Raw genomic sequence first — 18,508 nt, forward strand, 5'->3', positions numbered from 1 at the left:
GACTCGCTCAGCGCTGTGGCCGAGACGCACCGGCGTCACGGCGCTCGGCACCGGTCGTCTCCCCGTCGTCCGCGATCAAGCTGCCGAGCAGCGCCAGCGATCGCTCCGAGGGTGAACCCGGTTCCGCGTGGTAGGCGATGAGTATTTGGCCCGGCGCGCCGTTGACGCTGAACGTCTCGTAGGACAACGTGAGGTCCCCGACCATGGGGTTGCGGAAGTGTATGACGCCCGCGGTGTTCACCCGGACGTCGTGGCGCGCCCACAATTGCCGGAACTCCTCGCTCTTCAGCGACAGCTCCCCGACCAGCTCGGTCAATCGCGGATCGTCCAGGTCCGCGCCCGCGGTCGCCCGCAGGCTGGCGACGGTATCGGCCGCGATGGTCGGCCAGTCACCGTAGAGATCGCGCGCCTCGGGATCGAGAAAGACCATGCGCACCTGATTGACGCCCGGAACCGAGCACGAATTGACGGCCGCGGCCAGCGGATTCGCCGCCAGGACGTCCAAGTATCTGCCGAGCACCACCGCGGGCGTGTGCGGCCACGCCTCCATCAGGCGCAGTAGCCCCGGCGCCACCCAGCGCAAAGAGCACCTCAGAATTCCTCGCTCAGTCCCACCACCGAGCCGGTCAGCCGATCAAGGCTGCGCGGAGGCGGCATTGCCTGTGCCGGAGAGGCTGGCCGGTCGCGCGGTAGGCGGCAGAAGCGGATATTCAGCTTACGGCTTCACGTTCTGCCAGGAATCGATCGAGCAGGTCGAACAGAACCTCGAGGGTGTGGATTTCCTGCTCGGGACTGAGGTCTGTGACGAAGTCCCACTCGGGCAGCGCGATCTGCTTGACCAGACCGGGCCAGGCGAAGCTGCTTCGGCGGCGAAGGTGATTGGCAAGAAGCCAGTCGCGGAAGCCATCAAGGCCCGGACTGCCTGATCGCCGCGCGGCATAGTCGTAACCGTCGAGGAAGCACGTCACGCCACGAACGCTGGTGAAGCCGATGAACATGCCGGGCGCGCCGCGAACTGTCGGAGGTATTCACGCTCGGGAAGCCGGTTGGGGTCGATCGGCTTCAGCTCCATGTCTTGTGCTCGCCGGGCGAAATGAGTGTCGAGACCCATGGCTTTCTCCATCCGACGAGTCCATCATGCTGACCGCAACTATGAGTACGTGAGAGCCACGAAGGCCAGTCGCGCCGGAGGAAACGCACTGAAATCGGCATGTGCGGACGTGCATTCCATGGCTCGCAGTCACCCTGACGGAGGAAGCCACGGACCGCGCTGTTCACGTCAGCCACGGTTCGCCGCGGAGCGGTTGGTCGTTGCGGACTCGGGCTTCGTTGTCGCGGAATCGGGGCTCGTAGTGGGCGAAGAAGACCTTGCCGATGAGGTCGCGGCGGCTGTGGACGCCGGTCTTGCCGAAGATGCTTTTGAGGTGCTGCTGGACGGTGTAGGCGGAGACCACCAGGTCGGTGGCGATCTCGGAAGTCGACGCGCCTTGCAGGACCAGCCGGGTGACGTCCTTTTCGCGCTCGGTCAGGCCGTAGGCGGACATCAACAGCGGGTAGAGCCGACCCGGGGCGGCGGGCTCGATGATGATCGCGATGCGCCGGTGACCGGTTGAGTCGAGGCAGGCGCCGTGCAAGACGACCCAGGCGCCGCTGCGTGACAGCACCCGGGCCACGGTGATGTCGCCGCTACGCGGGTGCTCGGCCGCGCGCAGCGTTCGACCGGCCAGCGAGAGCACCGACGACGGTAGTCTGCCGGTGTCCGGATCGCCGTCCGGGAGTTCCGAAAGCCAATGTGCGACACCTGGTGTGGTGGATTCGATGTCTCCGGTGTGATCGAGAATCAGCAAACCCGGTGAATCGGCGAAGTCGGGTTGACGCGCCTGCCCCAGCAACAACGCCGCGCGGGCGCCCTCGGCGAGTGCGGGCGCCACAGATTGCACGAAGCCTTTCTCGTCCTCGGTGAACATCGGCGCCTTAGGTTCGCGATAGAGCGCGAGCGCACCCCAGACCTCACCGGAGCGGGTCCGCAGGCGGGTGACGAGCTCTTGGTCGCCGCCCATGGTCATGTTCCGATGCCACCGGGGGCTGCTCGACGGGTCGCCGCCGGTCAGCTCGTGCAGGGTGGAGATGCCCGACTTCGAGCGGGCCACGTCAGCGAGCTGGTTGACGTCGTCAGCGTAATACTCGCTGACCAGCCAATCGCTCGGGAACTCGTCGAGACCGTGATGGAAGTGGCTGGTCATCAGCAGTGAGGCCGGGTCCAGCGTGTAGAAGCACGGTGTCCAGAAGTGCGGGACGGCGCGTGCGAGGACTTCGGTCGACTCCTGCCAGAGCGACACCAGATCTCGAGGCTCGGTACACAGCCGGCTGATCTTGTCGGCTGCGCGCTGAAAGGTATCCGCGCTCATCAGCCAACAGTACGACCGGGCGTGTACGTCCCGAAATGCCAAGTTTGTGGTATTTCGAGGCGGCCGGCAGGTCCCTAGCGTCGTCGGTAACAAAGGAGTCAGCGATGACAACAACGACGACGCGGGTCCGATTGGCCCCGCCACCCCCGGCCCTCATGCGCATGATCAACCCACTCGTCCGGCGGGTTCTCACCAATCCGGTACTGGGGCGGCGCATCGCCCTGCAGGCCCTGTTGGAGTTCACCGGCCGACGCAGCGGCAAGGCGCTACGAGTACCGGTATGCCTGCACACGATCGACGGCGTGCCGACGGTTTTCACTGAACGGCCGTGGCGGCTGAACTTCACCGATTCCATACCGGTCGCGGTGACCCGGCAAGGACGCGTCCGGCACGGCCGGGCGGTCTTGGTGTCGTCTACGCCGCAGGAGCTGGGAACGGCTATGCGCAAGGCACTCGACAACGGCGCGTCACCATTCGAGCTCGGACTGAAGACCAGCCGCGGCTACGCCCCGACCGCCGAGGATCTGTCGACCATCGCGCGTTGGCGGATCCGGGTCGACTTCGATGACCAGGAGTGAACTGTCATGGACATCAACTGCATCGGTCGTGACATCAGCATCCTCAGCGATTATCAGCAGGTGCCCGGAATCGGGTTCGTCCCGGTCAACGCTTTCGTCCTGCACGCGGCCGAGCCGGTGGTCATCGACACCGGCCTGAGCCTGCCCGGCCGCGGCTTCATGGACACCCTCGGGTCGGTGCTGGACCCGGGGGATGTCGAGTGGATCTGGATCACCCACCCGGACCGAGACCACACCGGTGCGCTGCACGAACTGCTCGACGCCGCGCCGCGCGCCCGCCTGATCACCACGTTCCTCGGGATGGGCATCATGTCGATGGCTGCTCCGGTCCCGTTGGAGCGCGTCTACCTACTCAATCCGGGCCAATCACTCGACGTCGGCGACCGCCGGTTGACCGCCTTCCGTCCACCGCTGTTCGACAACCCGTCGACCACCGGCTGCTACGACGAACACACCGGCGCCTGCTTCACCTCGGACTGCTTCGGCGCTCCGATGCCCTCCGCGGACCTCGCCACCTGCCCCGACGTCGCCTACCTCGACAAGACCGACCTACGCGACCGCCAACTCCTCTGGGCCACCGTGGACAGTCCCTGGGTACACACCGTCGACCACGCCAAATACCTCGACACCCTCACCACGCTGCGATCATTCGACCCGCCCCTGCTCCTCGGCACCCATCTGCCACCCGCCATGGATCGCACCTCCCAGTTCCTCGACATGCTCGCCGCGGCACCCGACGCGGACCCCTTCATCGGCCCTGACCAGGCAGTCCTCGAGCACCTCCTCTTCAGTTTCGAGCCGCCCCGGGCCTGCCAGGGGAATCCGAGGACCGGGTATTCGTCCGCGGAGGCATCGCGGCAGTGACATCACTCCCAGCTGCCGTATTGCTGATGGCTGTCGGCGCGCTCTCGACTCCTCGGCTCCCGGTTCGACCACTGCCTAACCGATCCAACAGGATTCGTGCTCTTGCCGCGTCGAATCACGGGGCTGTGTAGGCAGAGGTGACATCGTCGCCTTTCCCGCACAATTTGAGGAGTGCGTAACCGAAATGTGACCCCCGCGAGCAGGCCGATCTCCTCCCTGCGCAGTCCGGCGACCCGCCGCTGACCACCACCGGACATCCCGAAATCCTCCGGCCGCACCAGCTCGCGGCGCGCACGCAGGAAAGCGCCCAGTCGATTGTCGGAGTCCATGATCCGAGCCTAGGTGAGCCGACGTGAGCCTGGGTGGCCCCGCGACTACCAGGAAGACCGCAGCCTGTCGGGCGGCCGCGCGGGCGCGCAACGTTGTGGACATGACAAACAACCTCACCGGCCGCGTCGCGGTCGTCACCGGAGCATCCAGTGGAATCGGCGCGGCCACCGCGCGACAGCTCGCGCGAGGCGGCGCGAAGGTCGCCCTGCTGGGCAGGCGCAAGGATCGCATCGAAGAACTCGCCGCCGAGATCGGCGCGGACGCGCTCGCGGTGCTCGCCGACGTCGGCGACCAGCAGTCCACGCGAGACGCCGCGGCCACCGTACGGGCGGCATTCGGTTCCGTCGACCTGGTCGTCGCGAACGCGGGCGTCATGCTCGCCGCACCGTTCGAGTCCGCGCTCACCGACGAGTGGGACCAGATGGTCGGCACCAACATCACCGGCCTGCTCTACACCGCGAGAGCGTTCATCGACGACCTGCTCGCGGCCGCGCAACGGGGCGGGCAAGCGGATCTGGTGCTGGTCGGCTCGATCGGCGGGCACACGGTCTTCCCCAACTACGCCGTGTACACCGCCACCAAGGCCGCGGTCGCGCACCTGACCCGCAACCTGCGGGCAGAATTCGGGCCGCGCGGCGTGCGGGTCAAGAACATCGAACCCGGCTTCGTCGGCACCGAACTCGGCGCGGGGATGCAGGACGAACAACAGCGCGCCGGGCTGGAACAGTGGCGCACGGCGATCGAGATCCTGGAACCCCGCGACATCGCCGACGCGATCGCCTACGCGGTCGGCGTGCCCGAGCACGTCAACATCGCCGAGCTCGTCGTCGTCCCTACTCAGCAGGGCTGATCACCGGCTCGCCGCTACCGCCCCGGCGGACGTTGCCCAGGTACTGCATCGCCCCTGGCCGGGGACGGGCACCTGGGCCACGTCCTCCCTGCCTGCCATCCGTTCGGAGACCACGGGTCGCGGCGTGGCGGGCGAGCTATTCGAGGGTCGCCCACTCGGGCCACGGCCGCATGCCCTCGTCGCCGCGGATGTATGCGAGGCGGCGCATCGCCTGCCGCTGATAGGCGGGGTCGACGGTGGCGGCGCGCATCGACTGCAAGGCCATCCGGAACTCCTGGATGTCGCGCAGCAGGTAGAAGCCGTCCCAGCGCATCACGTCGCGGCCGTACCCGGCGCAGAATTCGGCGTACTGCGAAGCGGTGAACTCGCCCGCGGTCCAGCACTCGATCGCCGTGTGCACCAGGTCCCACTCCGGCGGGCCGATCATCGCCTGCCCCAAGCCGACCAGGATGACGTCGCCGTCGTCGCCGACCACCACGCCGTCCTCCCAGCCGCCACCCTGGATCACCGACCACGGCAGCCCCTTCGGCAGCGCCTTCCAGCGGCCGCGCAGTTCCTCCAAGTGTTTGCCCAGCCAGCGCCGGTCATCCTCGGTCACCGTGTGCGCGGCGGCGATCTCCTCCTCCACCCGGGCCAGGGGCGACATCCGGCGTAGCTCGAACCCCGGCAGCGGCAACCGGTGCAGCTGTCCCAGCGCCCTGGCGACTTCGCCGGGCGTGCCGGAGTGATGCGGCGGCAGCTCCTGCCAGAAGGTCACCGGCCGGCCGTCCACCACTACCGGCTGCGGAATATTCGCGACCACGCGCGCCGCGGACACCCCGCAGGTCTCCAGCCATCGAGCGACCGCGACTTCCCGCCCGGTCGCGAGTTTCTGTCCCCGCTCGCCGATCCGCACGACGAGCCCGCCGCGCAACCGATAGGTCCCCTGTGACCCCACCGGTTCGGCATCGCTCGCATCTATCCCGACGCTCACACAGGCGGCACGCAGGATCGACCGCATCCCGTTACCCGCGATTCCCGCAGTCATGTCAGCCTCCCAAGCCCCCCGCTCCCATCTCGGGAGAAGTTGCGAATCTCGGCTTCGAGCTTCATGGCAGCCATCCAGATACCGGGGGGCAAACACCCCATTTTCCCTGCTCAGTGGACATTACTCCGGCAATTCCACCACAGTCAGCAACCAAACAGAATCCGCCCGTTTTCCCCGATTTGCCGTTTTCCGGTCAGCGGAAGGCGGGTGGGAGGCCCCGATAGAGAGGAAGTAGCCGGTCGCCGATGAGTTCTGCGAGCGGGCGGGGTCTACACCTACAGCCCTCGAGCTATGAACCCGGACAGGGAGGACCCTATGAGCACTCAAGCACTGCCGCCCGTCGTCGACGCCGATACCTGGCAGCGCGAACTCGAAGCGCTGCGCGTCCGGGAGAAGGCCGCGACCAGGGAACTCGATGCGATCGCCGCTCAGCGCCGCCGCCTGCCGATGGTCGAGATGCCCGGCTACACCCTCGAGGGCGAAGAGGGACCGGTCCAGCTGGCCGACCTCTTCGGCGGTATGTCGCAACTGATCGTCTACAACCACATGTGGTTTCCGGGCGAGCAGTGGCAGTGCGGGGGCTGCACCGGATTCACCTCGCAGTTCACCCGGCTGGAGTTCCTGAGCAATTACGACGCCCGGTTCGTCATCGTCACCCAAGGCCCGATTCAAGAGGCACTCGCCTACAAGCGGCGGGTCGGGAACAAGATGGCCTGGTATTCCACCGCGAACAGTTCCTTCGGCGCCGATGTCGGCGCACCGCCCGGCGCAGGGTTCGCGGTCAACGTATTCCTCCGCGACGGCGACACCGTCTACCGCACCTGGCACACCAACGGCCGCGGCACCGAACAGCTCAGCCACTCCTTCGCCCTGATCGACCTACTGCCCTACGGCAGGCAGGAGGAATGGCAGGACTCCCCCGACGGCTGGCCACAGTCGCCGACCTACAGCCGGTGGAGCAGTTCCCAGGACATCGGCGCAACCTACGGCGAGCCGAATGCGTGAACCCAGGGTTGACCAACCGCCTCCCACGACCTCCTCAGCAGTTCCAGCAGGAGCGGGTCGCAGCTCCGCAACTCCCAACGGCAGCTCGGGCACAAGACAGCCACGATGACGCTCGACAACTACGGGCACTTGTTCGAGCACGATCTCGACGACGTGGCCGATCGGATGAGCGAAGGTCTGCGCGCTGCCGCCGAGAAGTGGGCAAATGTGGGCACGGCCCGGGAAGAGACCGACGTAGCGGCATGAAAATGCCCCTCACCTGCGATGCAAGTGAGGGGCCTTGTCGTGGAGCTGCCGGGAATCGAACCCGGGTCCTCCGCCGCGTCTCCAGGGCTTCTCCGTGTGCAGTCCGCTATGCCTCTACTCGGATCTCCGGGTCCCGCGAACAAGCCCGGATGACGATCCCAGTCGCTGTTCGATGTCCCGTCCTACTCCGCGACCGAGTAGGACGGTTAGCCCTCTAGCTGATGCCGGCACCGGAGCCGAGGGCATGCCCCGGGCCGACAGAGACGCTTCGCTGGTTAGGCAGCGAGAGCGTACTCGCGCTGATGAGAATCGGCGCTTAATTGGTTGCAACGACGCTTACGGTGGTCTCTTGCCTGCACCGACACGCTTCCCCTAGATCTACGTACGCAGTCGAAACCGTTCAGCCCCGTACGTCCGGCGCCTTGCCGGGCTGTTCATATTAACACCGGCGAGAGGCCGGATCATCCCGATATCCGGTCGTGGCCATCCCCACACTCGACGGCGTCGGCCGGGGCCACCGACGCCAGTGAGGTGGGTGGGCACCGCGGGTCGGAGGAGGCATTCGGGGTCACCGCGTTCCCGGGCCGGAACCTCCTACCCTCGGGCGGTGTCGAGAACGCACCGTGTTCTCTGTTCCTCCGATATGGTCCGGGGGTCACGGCACGCAGCTCACCTGGATCCCCGTCACCGCCCGCTCGTAGACCCCATCCTTCCCGGATGCTGGTAGCCGGTTCTCCGGGCCCGGCGAGGAACCCGACTTACACTGCACGAGCCGTACGATCGGCTCTGAGCAGCGGATCTCGATTTCAGACTAAGGAAACACTTTGGCAGTTCGCACCATTCGGGACAGGTTGCTGCGCCTGTCCGCCCTCACCGTCATCGCCGGACTCGTCCTGACCGGGTGCTCCGCCCTGAGCGACAAGTCGGCCGCCGCGTCCGAACCCGGTGTCACCGCCGATCCGTGTCCGAACGCGATCGACTCCCGCAAGGGGTGTATCTACCTGGGCGTGCTCTCCGATCTCACGAGCGGGCCGTTCGCCGCGCTGGGCAAGGACATTCACAACGGCCAGCTGGCGTTCTGGAAGGCGGTGAACGAAGCGGGCGGCATCGGCGGCAAATACGAGGTGGACATCGCCACCTACACCGAGGACACGAACTACGATCTGCAGAAGCACGCCGAGGCGTACCGGCGAATCGAGCCGCACGTCCTCGCGCTCGCCATGAGCTTCGGCACCGTGCAGACGCAGAAGGTACTTCCCGAGATGGACGCGGCGAACATGATCGCCATTGCCGGAACCCTGTGGTCGGGTTGGCAATTCGAGAACAGCGACAAGGGCCTGTTGCTGGAGTCCGGCTACTCCTATTGTTCCGAGGCGATCATCGCCCTGGACTGGATCGCCGAGCACCAAGCGAAGCCGTCTTCGATCGTCACGGTCAGCTATCAGGGCGACTACGGCGGCGACTACGCCACCGGCGCCAAGAAATGGGCCTCCGCCAACCGCGTCGACATGGTGGCGCAGATCGACACCGAGCCGAACACCCAGATCGGCAACCAGGACGCCGCGGTCGCCAAGATCCTCAATGCCAGAGCCGATCTCGTGCTCCTGGCCACCGGGCCCGCCGAGGCGGGCGAGATCATGGGCAAAGCGGCGCTGGCCGGTTTCCCGGGCAGATTTCTCGGCTCGGGCCCGACCTGGAACGGCGGCCTGCTGAAAAGTCCTGCTGCGTCGGCGATCACGACGCGCTACAACATGACCTCGCCGCTGGACGGCTGGGACGGCATCAGCGCCGGCGCCAAGAAGGCCAGGGCCTCGGCGACTCGCGAGCCCTCTACCTGGGGTTACAGCGCCGGGTGGATGTTCTCCTATCCGATGAAGGCGCTACTCACCCGAGCGGTCAACGAAGGCAAGCTGACCCGCAAGGGCGTCCGTCAAGCCGTCCACGGCCTGCGCGTCGACTACGAGGGCGCGATACCCGAATACACCTACGGCGCGGCGAAACCCGACCTCACCCGGCAGCGAGCGGTCATCGAAGCGCCGGATCAGACCGCGCCGCTGGGCGCGAAGACCCTGGCGACCGACTATCACGGCCCGACCCAGGACCGCGTCACCCTCACCGAGCCCTGCGTGCAGCCGTAAGCGAGCGAGACATGCCTTTCCACCGTAATCTCCGTCGGCTGCTGCGTCTCGTGGCCGCCCCCCTCGCGCTCGGGCTCGTCCTGACCGGCGGCTGTTCGGCTTCCGAGCCCGCCGCCGCCCCCGGTGTCACCCGCGAGGCGTGCCCGCACGCGATCCACCGCGACAAGGGCTGTATCTATCTGGGTGTTCTGTCGGACCTGAACAACGGCCCCTTCGCTCCGCTCGGAAAGTCGCTGCAGGACGGACAACTCGCGTTCTGGAACGAGGTGAACAAGCAGGGTGGCATCGGCGGATACGAGATCGACATCGCGACCTACACCCGCGACACCGCCTACGATCCGCGCAGGCACGTAGCGGAATTCGAGAACATAGCCCCTCATGTGCTGGCCCTCGCGATGAGCTTCGGGACCGCGCAGACCCTGGCCGTCCTCGGCGAGATGGACGACGCGGACCTGGTCACCGGGGCAGGCACCCTCTGGTCCGGCTGGCAATACCGCTCCACCGACCGAGACCTGGTGCTGGACGACGGCTTCTCGTACTGCACGGAAGCCGTGCTGGGCCTGGACTGGTTCGCGCAGAACCACTACCAGCCGCGCACTCTCGGCGTGGTCGCCTACCGCGGCAACTACGGCGGTGACTACGCCAGCGGGGCGCTCAAGTGGGCACTGGACAACGGCGCGACCATCACCGCTCGGATCGACACCGGGCCCAACCCCGAAGTCGGCAACCAGGATTACCCGGTCGCCGAGATCATGGCCGATCCGCCCGACGTGGTCCTGCTGGCCACCGGACCGGCCGAAGCCGCCGAGATCGTCGGCAAACTGGCGAAATCCGGTTACACGGGCCGGTTCCTCGGATCGACCCCGACCTGGAACAGCGCGCTGCTCAAGACCCCGGCCGCGCCCGCGCTGATGTCGCTCTACAACTACACCTCTCCGTTCGACGGTTGGGACGGCATGAGCCTCGGCGCCCAACGGGCCAGGAACGCCGCGCCGAGCGAACCGACGAATTTCGGCTACAACCTGGGCTGGGCGATCTCCTATCCGATGAAGGCGCTGCTCACCAAGGCAGCCGAGACCGGCGGACTGGACCGGCCGACCCTGCGCAAGACCCTTGCCGGGCTCACCGTCGACTCCGAGGGAATGGCGGCGCAGCAGATCTACGGGCGGGACGAACCCGACGTCGCGGCGCAACGCGCGGTGGTCAACGTGCCCGATCCGTCCACGTCATTGGGGTCGCGCACCGTGGTCGCCGACTACCGCAGCCCGACCTTGAAACGGATATCGCTGCGCGAACCGTGCACGCGATGAGCCGCAACCGGTTTGTGGAAGGACGGAATTCGGGTTCCGGGGGGACGGGCCCTCGCGACCCGCGTTCTCCCGCACTCGGGCAGCGGCCTCCTTCGATCAGCCGCCGCCCGAGTCGGCCCGGCCTGCGCCGGACGTAGTCGGTCTGGGCGGTAGAACCGGTGCAGCCGCTCGGTGGGCTCAGGCCGCGGCGATGAGCGCGACCGAGGCCAACGCCAGGACCAGGCCAGCCTGCTGCTGCCGGTGGACCCGCTCGCCGAGCAGGACCATCGCCAGCAGCACGGTCACGGCCGGATAGAGCGAGCCGATGACGCTCACCAGCGACAGCAGCGAGCCGTGGAAGGCATACAGCAGCGCGGCGTTGCTGATGACGTCCAGCGCGCTGATATAGCAGGCCAGTCGTAGGGGCTCGCCCCGCAGCCGCCCGAAATCGCGGGCGGTCAGCGCGGTGAGCCACACCACCGCGGTGGCCGCGAGGCGCTGCATGAGCAGCGGCCACAGTCCGGACTGGGCCGATGTCTCGTGCAAGAAGACGAAGGCGAATCCGTACGCGACGCCTGATCCGATGGTCAGCGCGGCGACCTTGCGGGTGAACCGCAGTTCGCGTCCCCCGGTGATCTCCTCCGTCACCTCGTCCGGCGACTCCCGGCTCACCAGAAGTACCGCGACCAGCGCGAACACGATGCCCGCGAAGGCGAGCGGGCCGGGGCGCTCGCCGGTCACCAGCCCGGCGAGTACCGGAATGCCCGCGACCAGCACCGCCGTCAACGGTGAGACCACTGCCATCGGACCGCCTGCCAGCGCGGCGTAGAACCACCACACCGCGACACCGCTGGCGACACCCGCCGCGGCGCCCCACCACAGCGAGGCGGCGTCCGCGCTCCCGGACACGAACGGAAGCAGCGCGAGCACCAGCAGCACCGAGAACGGATAGGAATAGATGACGACGCGCAGTGCGGTCACCCGCCGCGACGCCACGCCACCGTAGAAATCGCTCACGCCGTAGCCCACCGCGGCTACCAGCGCGAGCAGGACGGCGGTCAACGCATGCCTTTGACCCGCCGTCCTAGTTCACGGGTGACCTCTCGCTCGGCCGTGCGCCGGGCCAAGTCCTGGCGCTTGTCGTAGTCCTGCTTACCCTTGGCCAGCGCCAGCTCGACCTTCACCTTGCCGTCGGAGAAGTACATCGACAGCGGCACCAGCGTCTGGTTGCCCTCTCGGGACTTGCCGACCAACCGCTCGATCTCACGCTTGTGCAGCAGCAGCTTGCGCACCCGGCGCGGCGCGTGGTTGGTCCAGGTGCCGTGGCTGAACTCGGGGATGTGCAGCCCACGCAGCCACACTTCGCCGTTGTCCACCGTCGCGAACGCGTCCACCAGCGATGCCTTGCCCTCACGCAGGCTCTTCACCTCGGTGCCGACCAGCGCGATTCCGGCCTCGTAGATGTCCAGAATCGTGTAGTTGTGCCGCGCCCGGCGGTTGGTCGCGATGACCTTGCGCCCCTTCTCCTTCATAACGGTCCACTCTAAGTGACTCGGCAACCGGTTTATTCCCGCAGGTCGCGCAGGCCCTAACCACCCTGATGCAGCACCGCGTAGAGCGTGAGGACGGCCAGGAACGCGACGAGCAGCGCCACCGTCGACATTCGCGGCAGGCCGGGGCGCGGTGGTGGTGGCCGGCGCCGCAGCCATACGTTCTCCACCGCCGGATCGGTTCTGCTGCGGACGTACGGCGGCGCGTCCGGAGTCTCACCCCCCACCGAGCCGGTAGAAATGTCATCGCCCACGTCACTGGAACCCTCACCCGGTGCCATAGCCAGAACGGTAGCCGCCACGACGGCGACCCGCCGCAATTCCCGCGCGGCGCAACCCAGTTGGAACTCAGGCCAGGCGTCGCCGGAACGCCTCGGGGGACGCGCCGGTCGTCAGGTCGACGGTGTGGACGCCCAGTTCGACCCCGTCCTCGGTGAGCTCGAGCACCATGAAGCCCAGCTCGTGATAGTTCTCGTACAGCGCATTGTGGCCCGCGCTCGCGGTGAGCCGCGGCTCGGCCCCGACCGTCTTGGCGGCCGCGCCGGACACGATCTGCCTGGTTCCCTTCGTTGCCGCCGTGGGTTCGAGCACCTGGAGGGAGTGGTCGTGACCGGACAGGATGAACTGGCAGCGGCCGATCACATGGTCTTCGATGAAACGCTTCACGTGCACGCCGTTGATCGGTTCCAGCGACAAGCCTTCGTAGCGGCCTGCGTCTCCGTGCGGGCCGTTGTTCAGATACGGGTGGTGGGTGCAGGCGATCTTCCAGGTGGCGGGCGATTCGGTGAGGGCGCGATCGAGCCACTCGCGCTGCTCGTTCATGAACTGTCCGTCGACCGCCCAATAGGGTGCGAAGACCGGCGGCAGGTAGGCGGCCAACGGGTTGACGTCGAGGACGAAGAATTCGACGACAGGGTTCGCCTCGGGAATCCGCACCGAGTAGTAGCGGCTCGGCATCCACCAGCGCCTGGAGACGGCGTGGTATTCCACCTCGGCGTTGCCGCGCAGCAGCCAGCCGCCGTCACCGCCGAGCACCGAGCTGTTGTCGTGGTTGCCCAACACCATCAGCCAAGGGAAATCCAATCCGGTATTGGGATTTTCGAACTTGCCGGCGAACTGTTGGTCGGCGGCGCCGTCGGGTCCGTGTTCGTAGATGTTGTCGCCGAGGCCGAGTGCCAGCGAGACGGGTTCGCGGCCGTGCAGCGCGCGCATGGCGTCGGCGACCGCCCACTGGGTGCGGGTACCGGTGCCCGCGTCGCCGGTCACCAGCACCCGCACCCGGCGCTCGGCCGGGAAGGGAAACTTCGTGACCCCCTCGGCGACGGGTACCGCGTGCGCCGGAGTGCGGCCGACCACCGTGGCCCCGGCCGCGAGAGTGGCCGCACCGGCGAGGAACTCCCGGCGCCCGATCGTCTCGCTCCGACTCACGCTGTCCTCCACAGTCCTCGACGGTCCCGTCCGGTCGCCATCCTCGCCCCTCGGTACCCCGTGTGACGGTAGCGGCTCATTCGGCGCCGAGCACTTCGAGCACCTGTTCGCCGTATTTGGCGAGTTTGTTCTCACCGACACCGTTGACGCCGCCGAGCTGCGCGAGGCTCGCGGGTTTGCGAGCCGCTATCTCGCGCAAGGTGGCGTCGTGGAAGACGACGTAGGCGGGCACGCCCTGCTCCTTCGCGATGGCCGCGCGCCATTCGCGCAGCTTCTCGAACAGCGGCAGGTCGGTGGGCGGCAGCTCGGCGGCGGCCGATTTGGCGGCCTTCGCGGCGCGCGCGGGCTTCGTCGCGCGTTCGGGCTCGCGGCGCAGCGGTACTTGCCGTCCGTCGAACAGCACCTCGCTGCTGGCCTCGGTCAGCGTCAGCACTCCGTAGTCACCGTGGACGGCCAGCAGCCCGTGGGCCAGCAGTTGCCGCACCACGCCGCGCCACTCCGTATCGCGCAGGTCGGTGCCGACGCCGAACACCTTCAGTTCGTGGTGGTCGTACTGCAGAACCTTCGGGTTCTTCTTGCCGAGCAGGATGTCGACGATGTGACCGGCGCCGAAGCTCTGGCCACGTTCCCGCTTGAGCCGCAGCACCGTGGACAGCAGCTTCTGCGCGGCCACCGTGCCGTCCCAGGATTGCGGTGGGGACAGGCAGGTGTCGCAATTGCCGCAGGGCAATCCGGGCTCGCCGAAGTAGGCCAGCAACTGGGTGCGCCTGCAGCCGACCGTCTCGCACAGCGCGAGCATCGCGTCCAGGTGCAGCTGGAGCTGGCGACGGTGGGCGGCGTCGCCCTCGGAGGAGTCGATCAGCTTGCGCTGCTGCACCACGTCGTTGAGGCCGTAGACCATCCACGCCGTGGAGGGCAGCCCGTCCCGGCCGGCGCGCCCGGTCTCCTGGTAGTACCCCTCGACCGATTTCGGCAGGTCGAGATGGGCGACGAAGCGCACATCGGGCTTGTCGATGCCCATGCCGAAGGCGATGGTCGCCACGACGACCAGTCCGTCTTCGCGCAGGAAGCGCGACTGGTTCGCCGCGCGGGTGCGATTGTCCAAGCCTGCGTGGTAGGGCACCGCGGCGATGCCGTTCTCGGTGAGGAACGCCGCGGTCTTCTCCACCGAGTTGCGGGACAGGCAGTAGACGATGCCCGCGTCTCCCGCATGCTCGTTGCGGATGAATTCCAGCAGCTGACGCTCGGGGCGGTTCTTCGGCTCGATCCGGTACTGGATGTTGGGACGGTCGAAGCTGGACACGAACCGGCGGGCGGTGCCGAGGTCGAGGCGCTGGATGATCTCGTCGCGCGTCTTCTCGGTGGCGGTCGCGGTCAGCGCGATCCGGGGTACGTCCGGCCAGCGCTCGTGCAGCATGGAAAGACCCAGGTAGTCGGGCCGGAAGTCGTGACCCCACTGGGAGACACAGTGCGCCTCGTCGATGGCGAACAGCGCGACCTTGCCGCGATCCAGCAGCTGCCCGGTGGAATCCAGGCGCAACCGCTCCGGCGCCAGGTACAGCAGATCGAGTTCGCCTGCGACGAATTGCGCCTCGACGGCCCGGCGCTCGTCGGGGTACTGCGTGGAGTTGAGGAAGCCGGCACGCACGCCCAATGCGCTGAGCGCGTCCACCTGATCCTGCATGAGGGCGATCAGCGGGGAGACCACCACCCCGACGCCGGGGCGCACCAGTGCGGGGACCTGATAGCAGAGCGACTTGCCTCCGCCGGTCGGCATGAGCACCAGCGCGTCACCACCGTCGATCACGTGCTGGACGATCGCCTGCTGATCGCCGCGGAAGCTGTCGTAACCGAAGACTCGGCGTAGGACCTGTTGCGCCGCAACGGATCCGGCGTCCGATCCGGACGCGACACCGGTCGCTACAGCCGCGAAATCATCGGGGGAAGTCACCCGGCCCATCCTACGAGCGCCAGGGCGGGGCGGTACCGGCACCGTTCGGCGTTCGCCCTGGTGGGCCACCGAGTTGTCCACATGTGGATAATCCCAGATCCGAAGCTCTCGCCGCGGTGCACCGACCTCGGGTTTCCTCCGCTCTGGCGGAAATCTCGAGTCTTACCGCTCGGTTCGGCGCTGTTATGTTGTCGCTCATGGCAAAAGGGACAGGGATCCGGGTGCGCGCCGCGGTACTGAGCGCCGTCGCCGTGGTCGCCGGGCTCACCACGGCGATGCCGGCGGCACAGGCGGAGACATTTCCCGCCATGTGCTCGGACGGCTGGGAGACCACGACCATCGTCGAAGGAGTCGGCAATCTCGAGAATCTCGATTCCGACGGACGCGGCGGTTTCTACCTCACCGGTCTGATGGACGGTTACCTGGCGCACGTCGACAGCGCCGGGCGAATGACGAAGCTGGTCACCGATCTGCACCGCCCTGCGGGGGTGCGAGTTGCCGGGCGCTATGTCTACTTCCTCACCGGGGACGGCCTCAGCGAGCCGCCGGGCACGCTCCAGCGCTACGACATCGAGACCGGCGCGGTGCACGTCCTGCTGACCGGGCTGAACGGGCCGAACGGCCTGTTGCTGCTGCCGGATGGCAGCCTGCTGTTCACCACCATCGGCCTGAGCGGTCCGAGCGGTATCTCCCGCTACTGGCCCGAGACGAACGACTACGAGCGGGATTGGGCGGCGCTGCCGCCGTCCAACGGCCTCGCGCTGGCCGCGGACGGCGAATCGATCTTCGTCGACACCATGACGCTGCAGATCCTGCGCGTGCGGCTCGACGATCCGGCGCATCCCACCGTCGTCTCCGGCATCCCGGACCTGGTCGCGCTGCCCGACGATATGGAGGCCACCCGGGCCGGTGCGCTGTTCGTCGCCGATCACATTCTCGGCGCCGTCTATCGGGTGGACACGACGACCGGCGCCACCTGCGCGATCATCACGGGTCTGATCAAGCCCGGCCCGGTGCGCAATCCGCCGGACGGCGCCACGTCGGTGCGCATCGACCGGGACGGGAATGCGTGGGCGCTGTTCGTCACCGGCATGGACGGCACCCTGCGCCGCCTGCGCCCACCGCCGGGGATCGATCTCACCCCGGCGAACCCGGCGCGGGCCGGATAGCTCGAGAGACCTCCGGCATGGGGAGGTCGCCGCGTTGTACACATCCGAGAGGAGGAAAGCCGTGGTCGAAGCGGCGTCCCCGCGAGAGGTGAGGCGACGGCAAACAACTCAGCCGCGCAGGCGGTCGAGGACCTTCTCGTGCAACAGGCCGTTGGTGGCGATCGCGTCGCCACCGTGCGGACCGGGTTCGCCGTCCAACGCGGAGAAACGCCCGCCCGCTTCGCGGACGAGAATGTCCAGGGCGGCCAGGTCCCACAGCGAGACCTCCGGTTCGGTGGCGATGTCGACGGCGCCTTCGGCGAGCAGGCAGTAGCTGAGGAAATCGCCGTAGCCGCGCACGCGCCACACGTCGTCGGTCAGGGAGATGAACTGTTCACGCAAGCCGCGCTCGCGCCAGCCGGACAGACTGGAGAACGCCAGGCTGGCCGAACCCAGCTCGCCGACGGCGGAGACCGAGATCGGCTCGGCCGCCTGCCCGTCGAAGCTCGACCACGCGCCCGCCCCCGCGGCCGCCCACCAGCGCCGTACCAGGGACGGCGCGCTCACCACGCCGACAACCGGTTCGCCGTTCTCCAGCAGCGCGATCAGCGTCGCCCAGATGGGCACCCCGCGCACGAAGTTCTTCGTGCCGTCGATCGGGTCGACCACCCATTGCCGCCCGTTGAATTCGGCGTCGCCGCCGAACTCCTCGCCGAGTACCGCGTCGTCCGGTCGTTGCTCGGACAACACCTGCCGGATCGCCTGCTCCACGGCCAGGTCGGCGTCCGACACCGGCGTCAGGTCCGGCTTCGCGTCGACCTTCAGGTCCAGCGCACCGAAGCGAGCCCGGGTGATCGCGTCGGCGGCGTCGGCCAGCCCCAGGGCCAGTTCGAGATCGGAGGAGTACACAGCCACGCTCCGCACCCTATCGGTTCGCCCCGGCTGCTCTCGTTCCCGTCCGGCGCTCACCCCACGGGTTCCAGCGACCGTGCCGCGGCCAACGCGCTCGCCCACCAGTGCAGCTGGTCGAGCATCGCCGTCGCGACGGCCGCGGGCTCTTCCGGCTCCCTCAACCGTCCCTCCTCGTCGAAAAGCAGGTAGTAGCGCGGGAAGGACACGTAGTGACGAATGGTGTGCGCGTTGAGTTCGTTGAAGATCTGCCGCAGGTGTTCGATGGCGAGCAGGCCACCGGAGGCTCCGCTGTAGCCGACGAAGCCGATCGCCTTCGCGTCCCACTGGGTGAAGTGCCAATCGATGACGGCCTTGAGGGAGGCGGGGATGCTGCGGTTGTAGTCGGGTGTGACGATGACGAAGGCGTCGGCCGCCGCGAGCCCGCGCGTGAGGTCGGTCATGCCTTCGGGCCGCGGCGGGTTCGGGTCCATCGCCGGAGGCACCGCGGGCAACTCCAGGGGAATGTGCGCCTCCGCCAGATCGATGACGTCCACCTCGAACCCACCGTGGCGCCACGCCTGCTCGCTGAACCAGGTAGCCACGACGGGGCCGAAGCGGCCCTCCCGGACGCTGCCGATGATCACCGCTAGCTTCAAGGGAGCGTTGGACATGCTGTTCCTCCTCGGATTTGAAGCGGCCCGGCTCGGGCCGCCCACTCAATCTGCCGCCCGGCGCGCGGAGCAGGGAGACCGTCGTAAGAGTGGTAGTGACAGGGACACCCTCCGGGCGGCGCGCCTTGTTAGCT

Annotated in this window: 19 protein-coding genes, 1 other RNA gene and 1 pseudogene; 8 read left to right on the forward strand and 13 right to left on the reverse strand. The window is 67.6% G+C overall.

Features of this window, described 5'->3' with window-relative positions:
- Nucleotides 1-7: 7 nt before the first annotated feature.
- From NA8_RS02490 to NA8_RS02500, 3 genes are all read right to left on the reverse strand, one after another.
- Nucleotides 8-574 carry an MmyB family transcriptional regulator gene (locus NA8_RS02490; RefSeq protein ID WP_245663649.1) on the reverse strand — a complete coding sequence of 189 codons (567 nt, stop codon included), beginning with the start codon at nt 572-574 and terminating at the stop codon, nt 8-10.
- A gap of 136 nt (nt 575-710) precedes the next feature.
- Nucleotides 711-998: a hypothetical protein gene (locus NA8_RS02495; RefSeq protein ID WP_063048694.1), complete on the reverse strand. Its 288-nt coding sequence runs from the start codon at nt 996-998 to the stop codon at nt 711-713.
- A gap of 276 nt (nt 999-1,274) precedes the next feature.
- The gene (locus NA8_RS02500) at nt 1,275-2,408 is read right to left on the reverse strand and encodes a helix-turn-helix transcriptional regulator (RefSeq protein ID WP_063048695.1); all 1,134 of its coding nucleotides are present in this window, start codon (nt 2,406-2,408) and stop codon (nt 1,275-1,277) included.
- A 104-nt stretch (nt 2,409-2,512) separates the two neighbouring features.
- Between NA8_RS02500 and NA8_RS02505 the strand changes: the two genes are divergently transcribed.
- Nucleotides 2,513-2,986, forward strand: a complete 474-nt coding sequence (locus tag NA8_RS02505; RefSeq protein WP_245663641.1) for a grhN — start codon at nt 2,513-2,515, stop codon at nt 2,984-2,986.
- 6 nt (nt 2,987-2,992) lie between these two features.
- Nucleotides 2,993-3,850, forward strand: a complete 858-nt coding sequence (locus NA8_RS02510) for an MBL fold metallo-hydrolase (RefSeq protein ID WP_063048697.1) — start codon at nt 2,993-2,995, stop codon at nt 3,848-3,850.
- Nucleotides 3,851-4,035: 185 nt separating this feature from the next.
- Here the strand turns inward: NA8_RS02510 and NA8_RS34815 are convergent.
- Nucleotides 4,036-4,179 (reverse strand): annotated as a pseudogene (locus NA8_RS34815) (transcriptional regulator); the annotation flags it as partial.
- 101 nt (nt 4,180-4,280) lie between these two features.
- Here NA8_RS34815 and NA8_RS02515 point away from each other — a divergent pair.
- Nucleotides 4,281-5,030: an SDR family oxidoreductase gene (locus tag NA8_RS02515; protein ID WP_063048763.1), complete on the forward strand. Its 750-nt coding sequence runs from the start codon at nt 4,281-4,283 to the stop codon at nt 5,028-5,030.
- 136 nt (nt 5,031-5,166) lie between these two features.
- Here the strand turns inward: NA8_RS02515 and NA8_RS02520 are convergent, their stop codons facing one another.
- A complete protein-coding gene (locus NA8_RS02520; protein ID WP_084466456.1) occupies nt 5,167-6,057 on the reverse strand; it encodes a phosphotransferase in 891 nt (296 codons plus the stop codon).
- A 315-nt stretch (nt 6,058-6,372) separates the two neighbouring features.
- Here NA8_RS02520 and NA8_RS02525 point away from each other — a divergent pair, with 315 nt between their 5' ends.
- Nucleotides 6,373-7,062 (forward strand): DUF899 domain-containing protein, encoded by a 690-nt coding sequence (locus NA8_RS02525; RefSeq protein ID WP_063048699.1) that lies wholly within the window; start codon nt 6,373-6,375, stop codon nt 7,060-7,062.
- A 105-nt stretch (nt 7,063-7,167) separates the two neighbouring features.
- A complete protein-coding gene (locus NA8_RS33395; RefSeq protein WP_157106479.1) occupies nt 7,168-7,308 on the forward strand; it encodes a hypothetical protein in 141 nt (46 codons plus the stop codon).
- Nucleotides 7,309-7,345: 37 nt separating this feature from the next.
- Here the strand turns inward: NA8_RS33395 and ssrA are convergent.
- Nucleotides 7,346-7,716, reverse strand: a transfer-messenger RNA (tmRNA) gene (gene ssrA / locus NA8_RS02530).
- 416 nt (nt 7,717-8,132) lie between these two features.
- On the opposite strand from ssrA, the gene NA8_RS02535 reads away from it, so the two are divergent.
- Entirely contained in the window at nt 8,133-9,446 is a 1,314-nt protein-coding gene (locus NA8_RS02535) for an ABC transporter substrate-binding protein (protein ID WP_063048700.1), read from the forward strand.
- Between the two features lie 11 nt (nt 9,447-9,457).
- Nucleotides 9,458-10,756: an ABC transporter substrate-binding protein gene (locus NA8_RS02540; protein WP_063048701.1), complete on the forward strand. Its 1,299-nt coding sequence runs from the start codon at nt 9,458-9,460 to the stop codon at nt 10,754-10,756.
- Nucleotides 10,757-10,933: 177 nt separating this feature from the next.
- On the opposite strand, the gene NA8_RS02545 is transcribed toward NA8_RS02540, so the two are convergent.
- The 5 genes from NA8_RS02545 to recQ form a co-directional block, all read right to left on the reverse strand.
- Complete coding sequence (locus NA8_RS02545; RefSeq protein ID WP_174550024.1) at nt 10,934-11,797, reverse strand: DMT family transporter; 864 nt, start codon at nt 11,795-11,797, stop codon at nt 10,934-10,936.
- A complete protein-coding gene (gene smpB / locus NA8_RS02550; RefSeq protein ID WP_062969387.1) occupies nt 11,794-12,267 on the reverse strand; it encodes an SsrA-binding protein SmpB in 474 nt (157 codons plus the stop codon). Before smpB ends, NA8_RS02545 begins: the two co-directional genes overlap by 4 nt.
- A 56-nt stretch (nt 12,268-12,323) precedes the next feature.
- Nucleotides 12,324-12,566: a WLR motif membrane protein gene (locus NA8_RS02555; RefSeq protein WP_063048702.1), complete on the reverse strand. Its 243-nt coding sequence runs from the start codon at nt 12,564-12,566 to the stop codon at nt 12,324-12,326.
- A 67-nt stretch (nt 12,567-12,633) separates the two neighbouring features.
- A complete protein-coding gene (locus NA8_RS02560) occupies nt 12,634-13,713 on the reverse strand; it encodes a metallophosphoesterase (RefSeq protein WP_063048765.1) in 1,080 nt (359 codons plus the stop codon).
- 76 nt (nt 13,714-13,789) lie between these two features.
- Entirely contained in the window at nt 13,790-15,664 is a 1,875-nt protein-coding gene (recQ, locus tag NA8_RS02565) for a DNA helicase RecQ (RefSeq protein ID WP_157106480.1), read from the reverse strand.
- A 197-nt stretch (nt 15,665-15,861) separates the two neighbouring features.
- Here recQ and NA8_RS02570 point away from each other — a divergent pair, with 197 nt between their 5' ends.
- A complete protein-coding gene (locus NA8_RS02570; protein ID WP_063048766.1) occupies nt 15,862-16,833 on the forward strand; it encodes an NHL repeat-containing protein in 972 nt (323 codons plus the stop codon).
- A 108-nt stretch (nt 16,834-16,941) separates the two neighbouring features.
- Here NA8_RS02570 and hisN read toward each other — a convergent pair whose 3' ends face one another.
- Nucleotides 16,942-17,727, reverse strand: a complete 786-nt coding sequence (gene hisN, locus NA8_RS02575) for a histidinol-phosphatase (protein WP_063048704.1) — start codon at nt 17,725-17,727, stop codon at nt 16,942-16,944.
- A gap of 50 nt (nt 17,728-17,777) precedes the next feature.
- Nucleotides 17,778-18,374, reverse strand: coding sequence for an NADPH-dependent FMN reductase (locus NA8_RS02580; RefSeq protein WP_063048705.1), 597 nt, complete (start codon nt 18,372-18,374; stop codon nt 17,778-17,780).
- Between the last annotated feature and the right edge of the window lie 134 nt (nt 18,375-18,508).

Origin of the sequence: Nocardia arthritidis NBRC 100137, assembly GCF_001612765.1 — a bacterium.
GTDB lineage: Bacteria > Actinomycetota > Actinomycetes > Mycobacteriales > Mycobacteriaceae > Nocardia > Nocardia arthritidis.

Coding starts and splice junctions, on each gene's coding strand:
- NA8_RS02495 (WP_063048694.1), bottom strand. CDS start 998: ATGTTCATCGGCTTCACCAGCGTTCGTGGCGTGACGTGCTTCCTCGAC.
- NA8_RS02500 (WP_063048695.1), bottom strand. CDS start 2,408: ATGAGCGCGGATACCTTTCAGCGCGCAGCCGACAAGATCAGCCGGCTG.
- NA8_RS02505 (WP_245663641.1), top strand. CDS start 2,513: ATGACAACAACGACGACGCGGGTCCGATTGGCCCCGCCACCCCCGGCC.
- NA8_RS02510 (WP_063048697.1), top strand. CDS start 2,993: ATGGACATCAACTGCATCGGTCGTGACATCAGCATCCTCAGCGATTAT.
- NA8_RS02515 (WP_063048763.1), top strand. CDS start 4,281: ATGACAAACAACCTCACCGGCCGCGTCGCGGTCGTCACCGGAGCATCC.
- NA8_RS02520 (WP_084466456.1), bottom strand. CDS start 6,057: ATGACTGCGGGAATCGCGGGTAACGGGATGCGGTCGATCCTGCGTGCC.
- NA8_RS02525 (WP_063048699.1), top strand. CDS start 6,373: ATGAGCACTCAAGCACTGCCGCCCGTCGTCGACGCCGATACCTGGCAG.
- NA8_RS33395 (WP_157106479.1), top strand. CDS start 7,168: ATGACGCTCGACAACTACGGGCACTTGTTCGAGCACGATCTCGACGAC.
- NA8_RS02540 (WP_063048701.1), top strand. CDS start 9,458: ATGCCTTTCCACCGTAATCTCCGTCGGCTGCTGCGTCTCGTGGCCGCC.
- smpB (WP_062969387.1), bottom strand. CDS start 12,267: ATGAAGGAGAAGGGGCGCAAGGTCATCGCGACCAACCGCCGGGCGCGG.
- NA8_RS02555 (WP_063048702.1), bottom strand. CDS start 12,566: ATGGCACCGGGTGAGGGTTCCAGTGACGTGGGCGATGACATTTCTACC.
- NA8_RS02570 (WP_063048766.1), top strand. CDS start 15,862: ATGGCAAAAGGGACAGGGATCCGGGTGCGCGCCGCGGTACTGAGCGCC.
- NA8_RS02580 (WP_063048705.1), bottom strand. CDS start 18,374: ATGTCCAACGCTCCCTTGAAGCTAGCGGTGATCATCGGCAGCGTCCGG.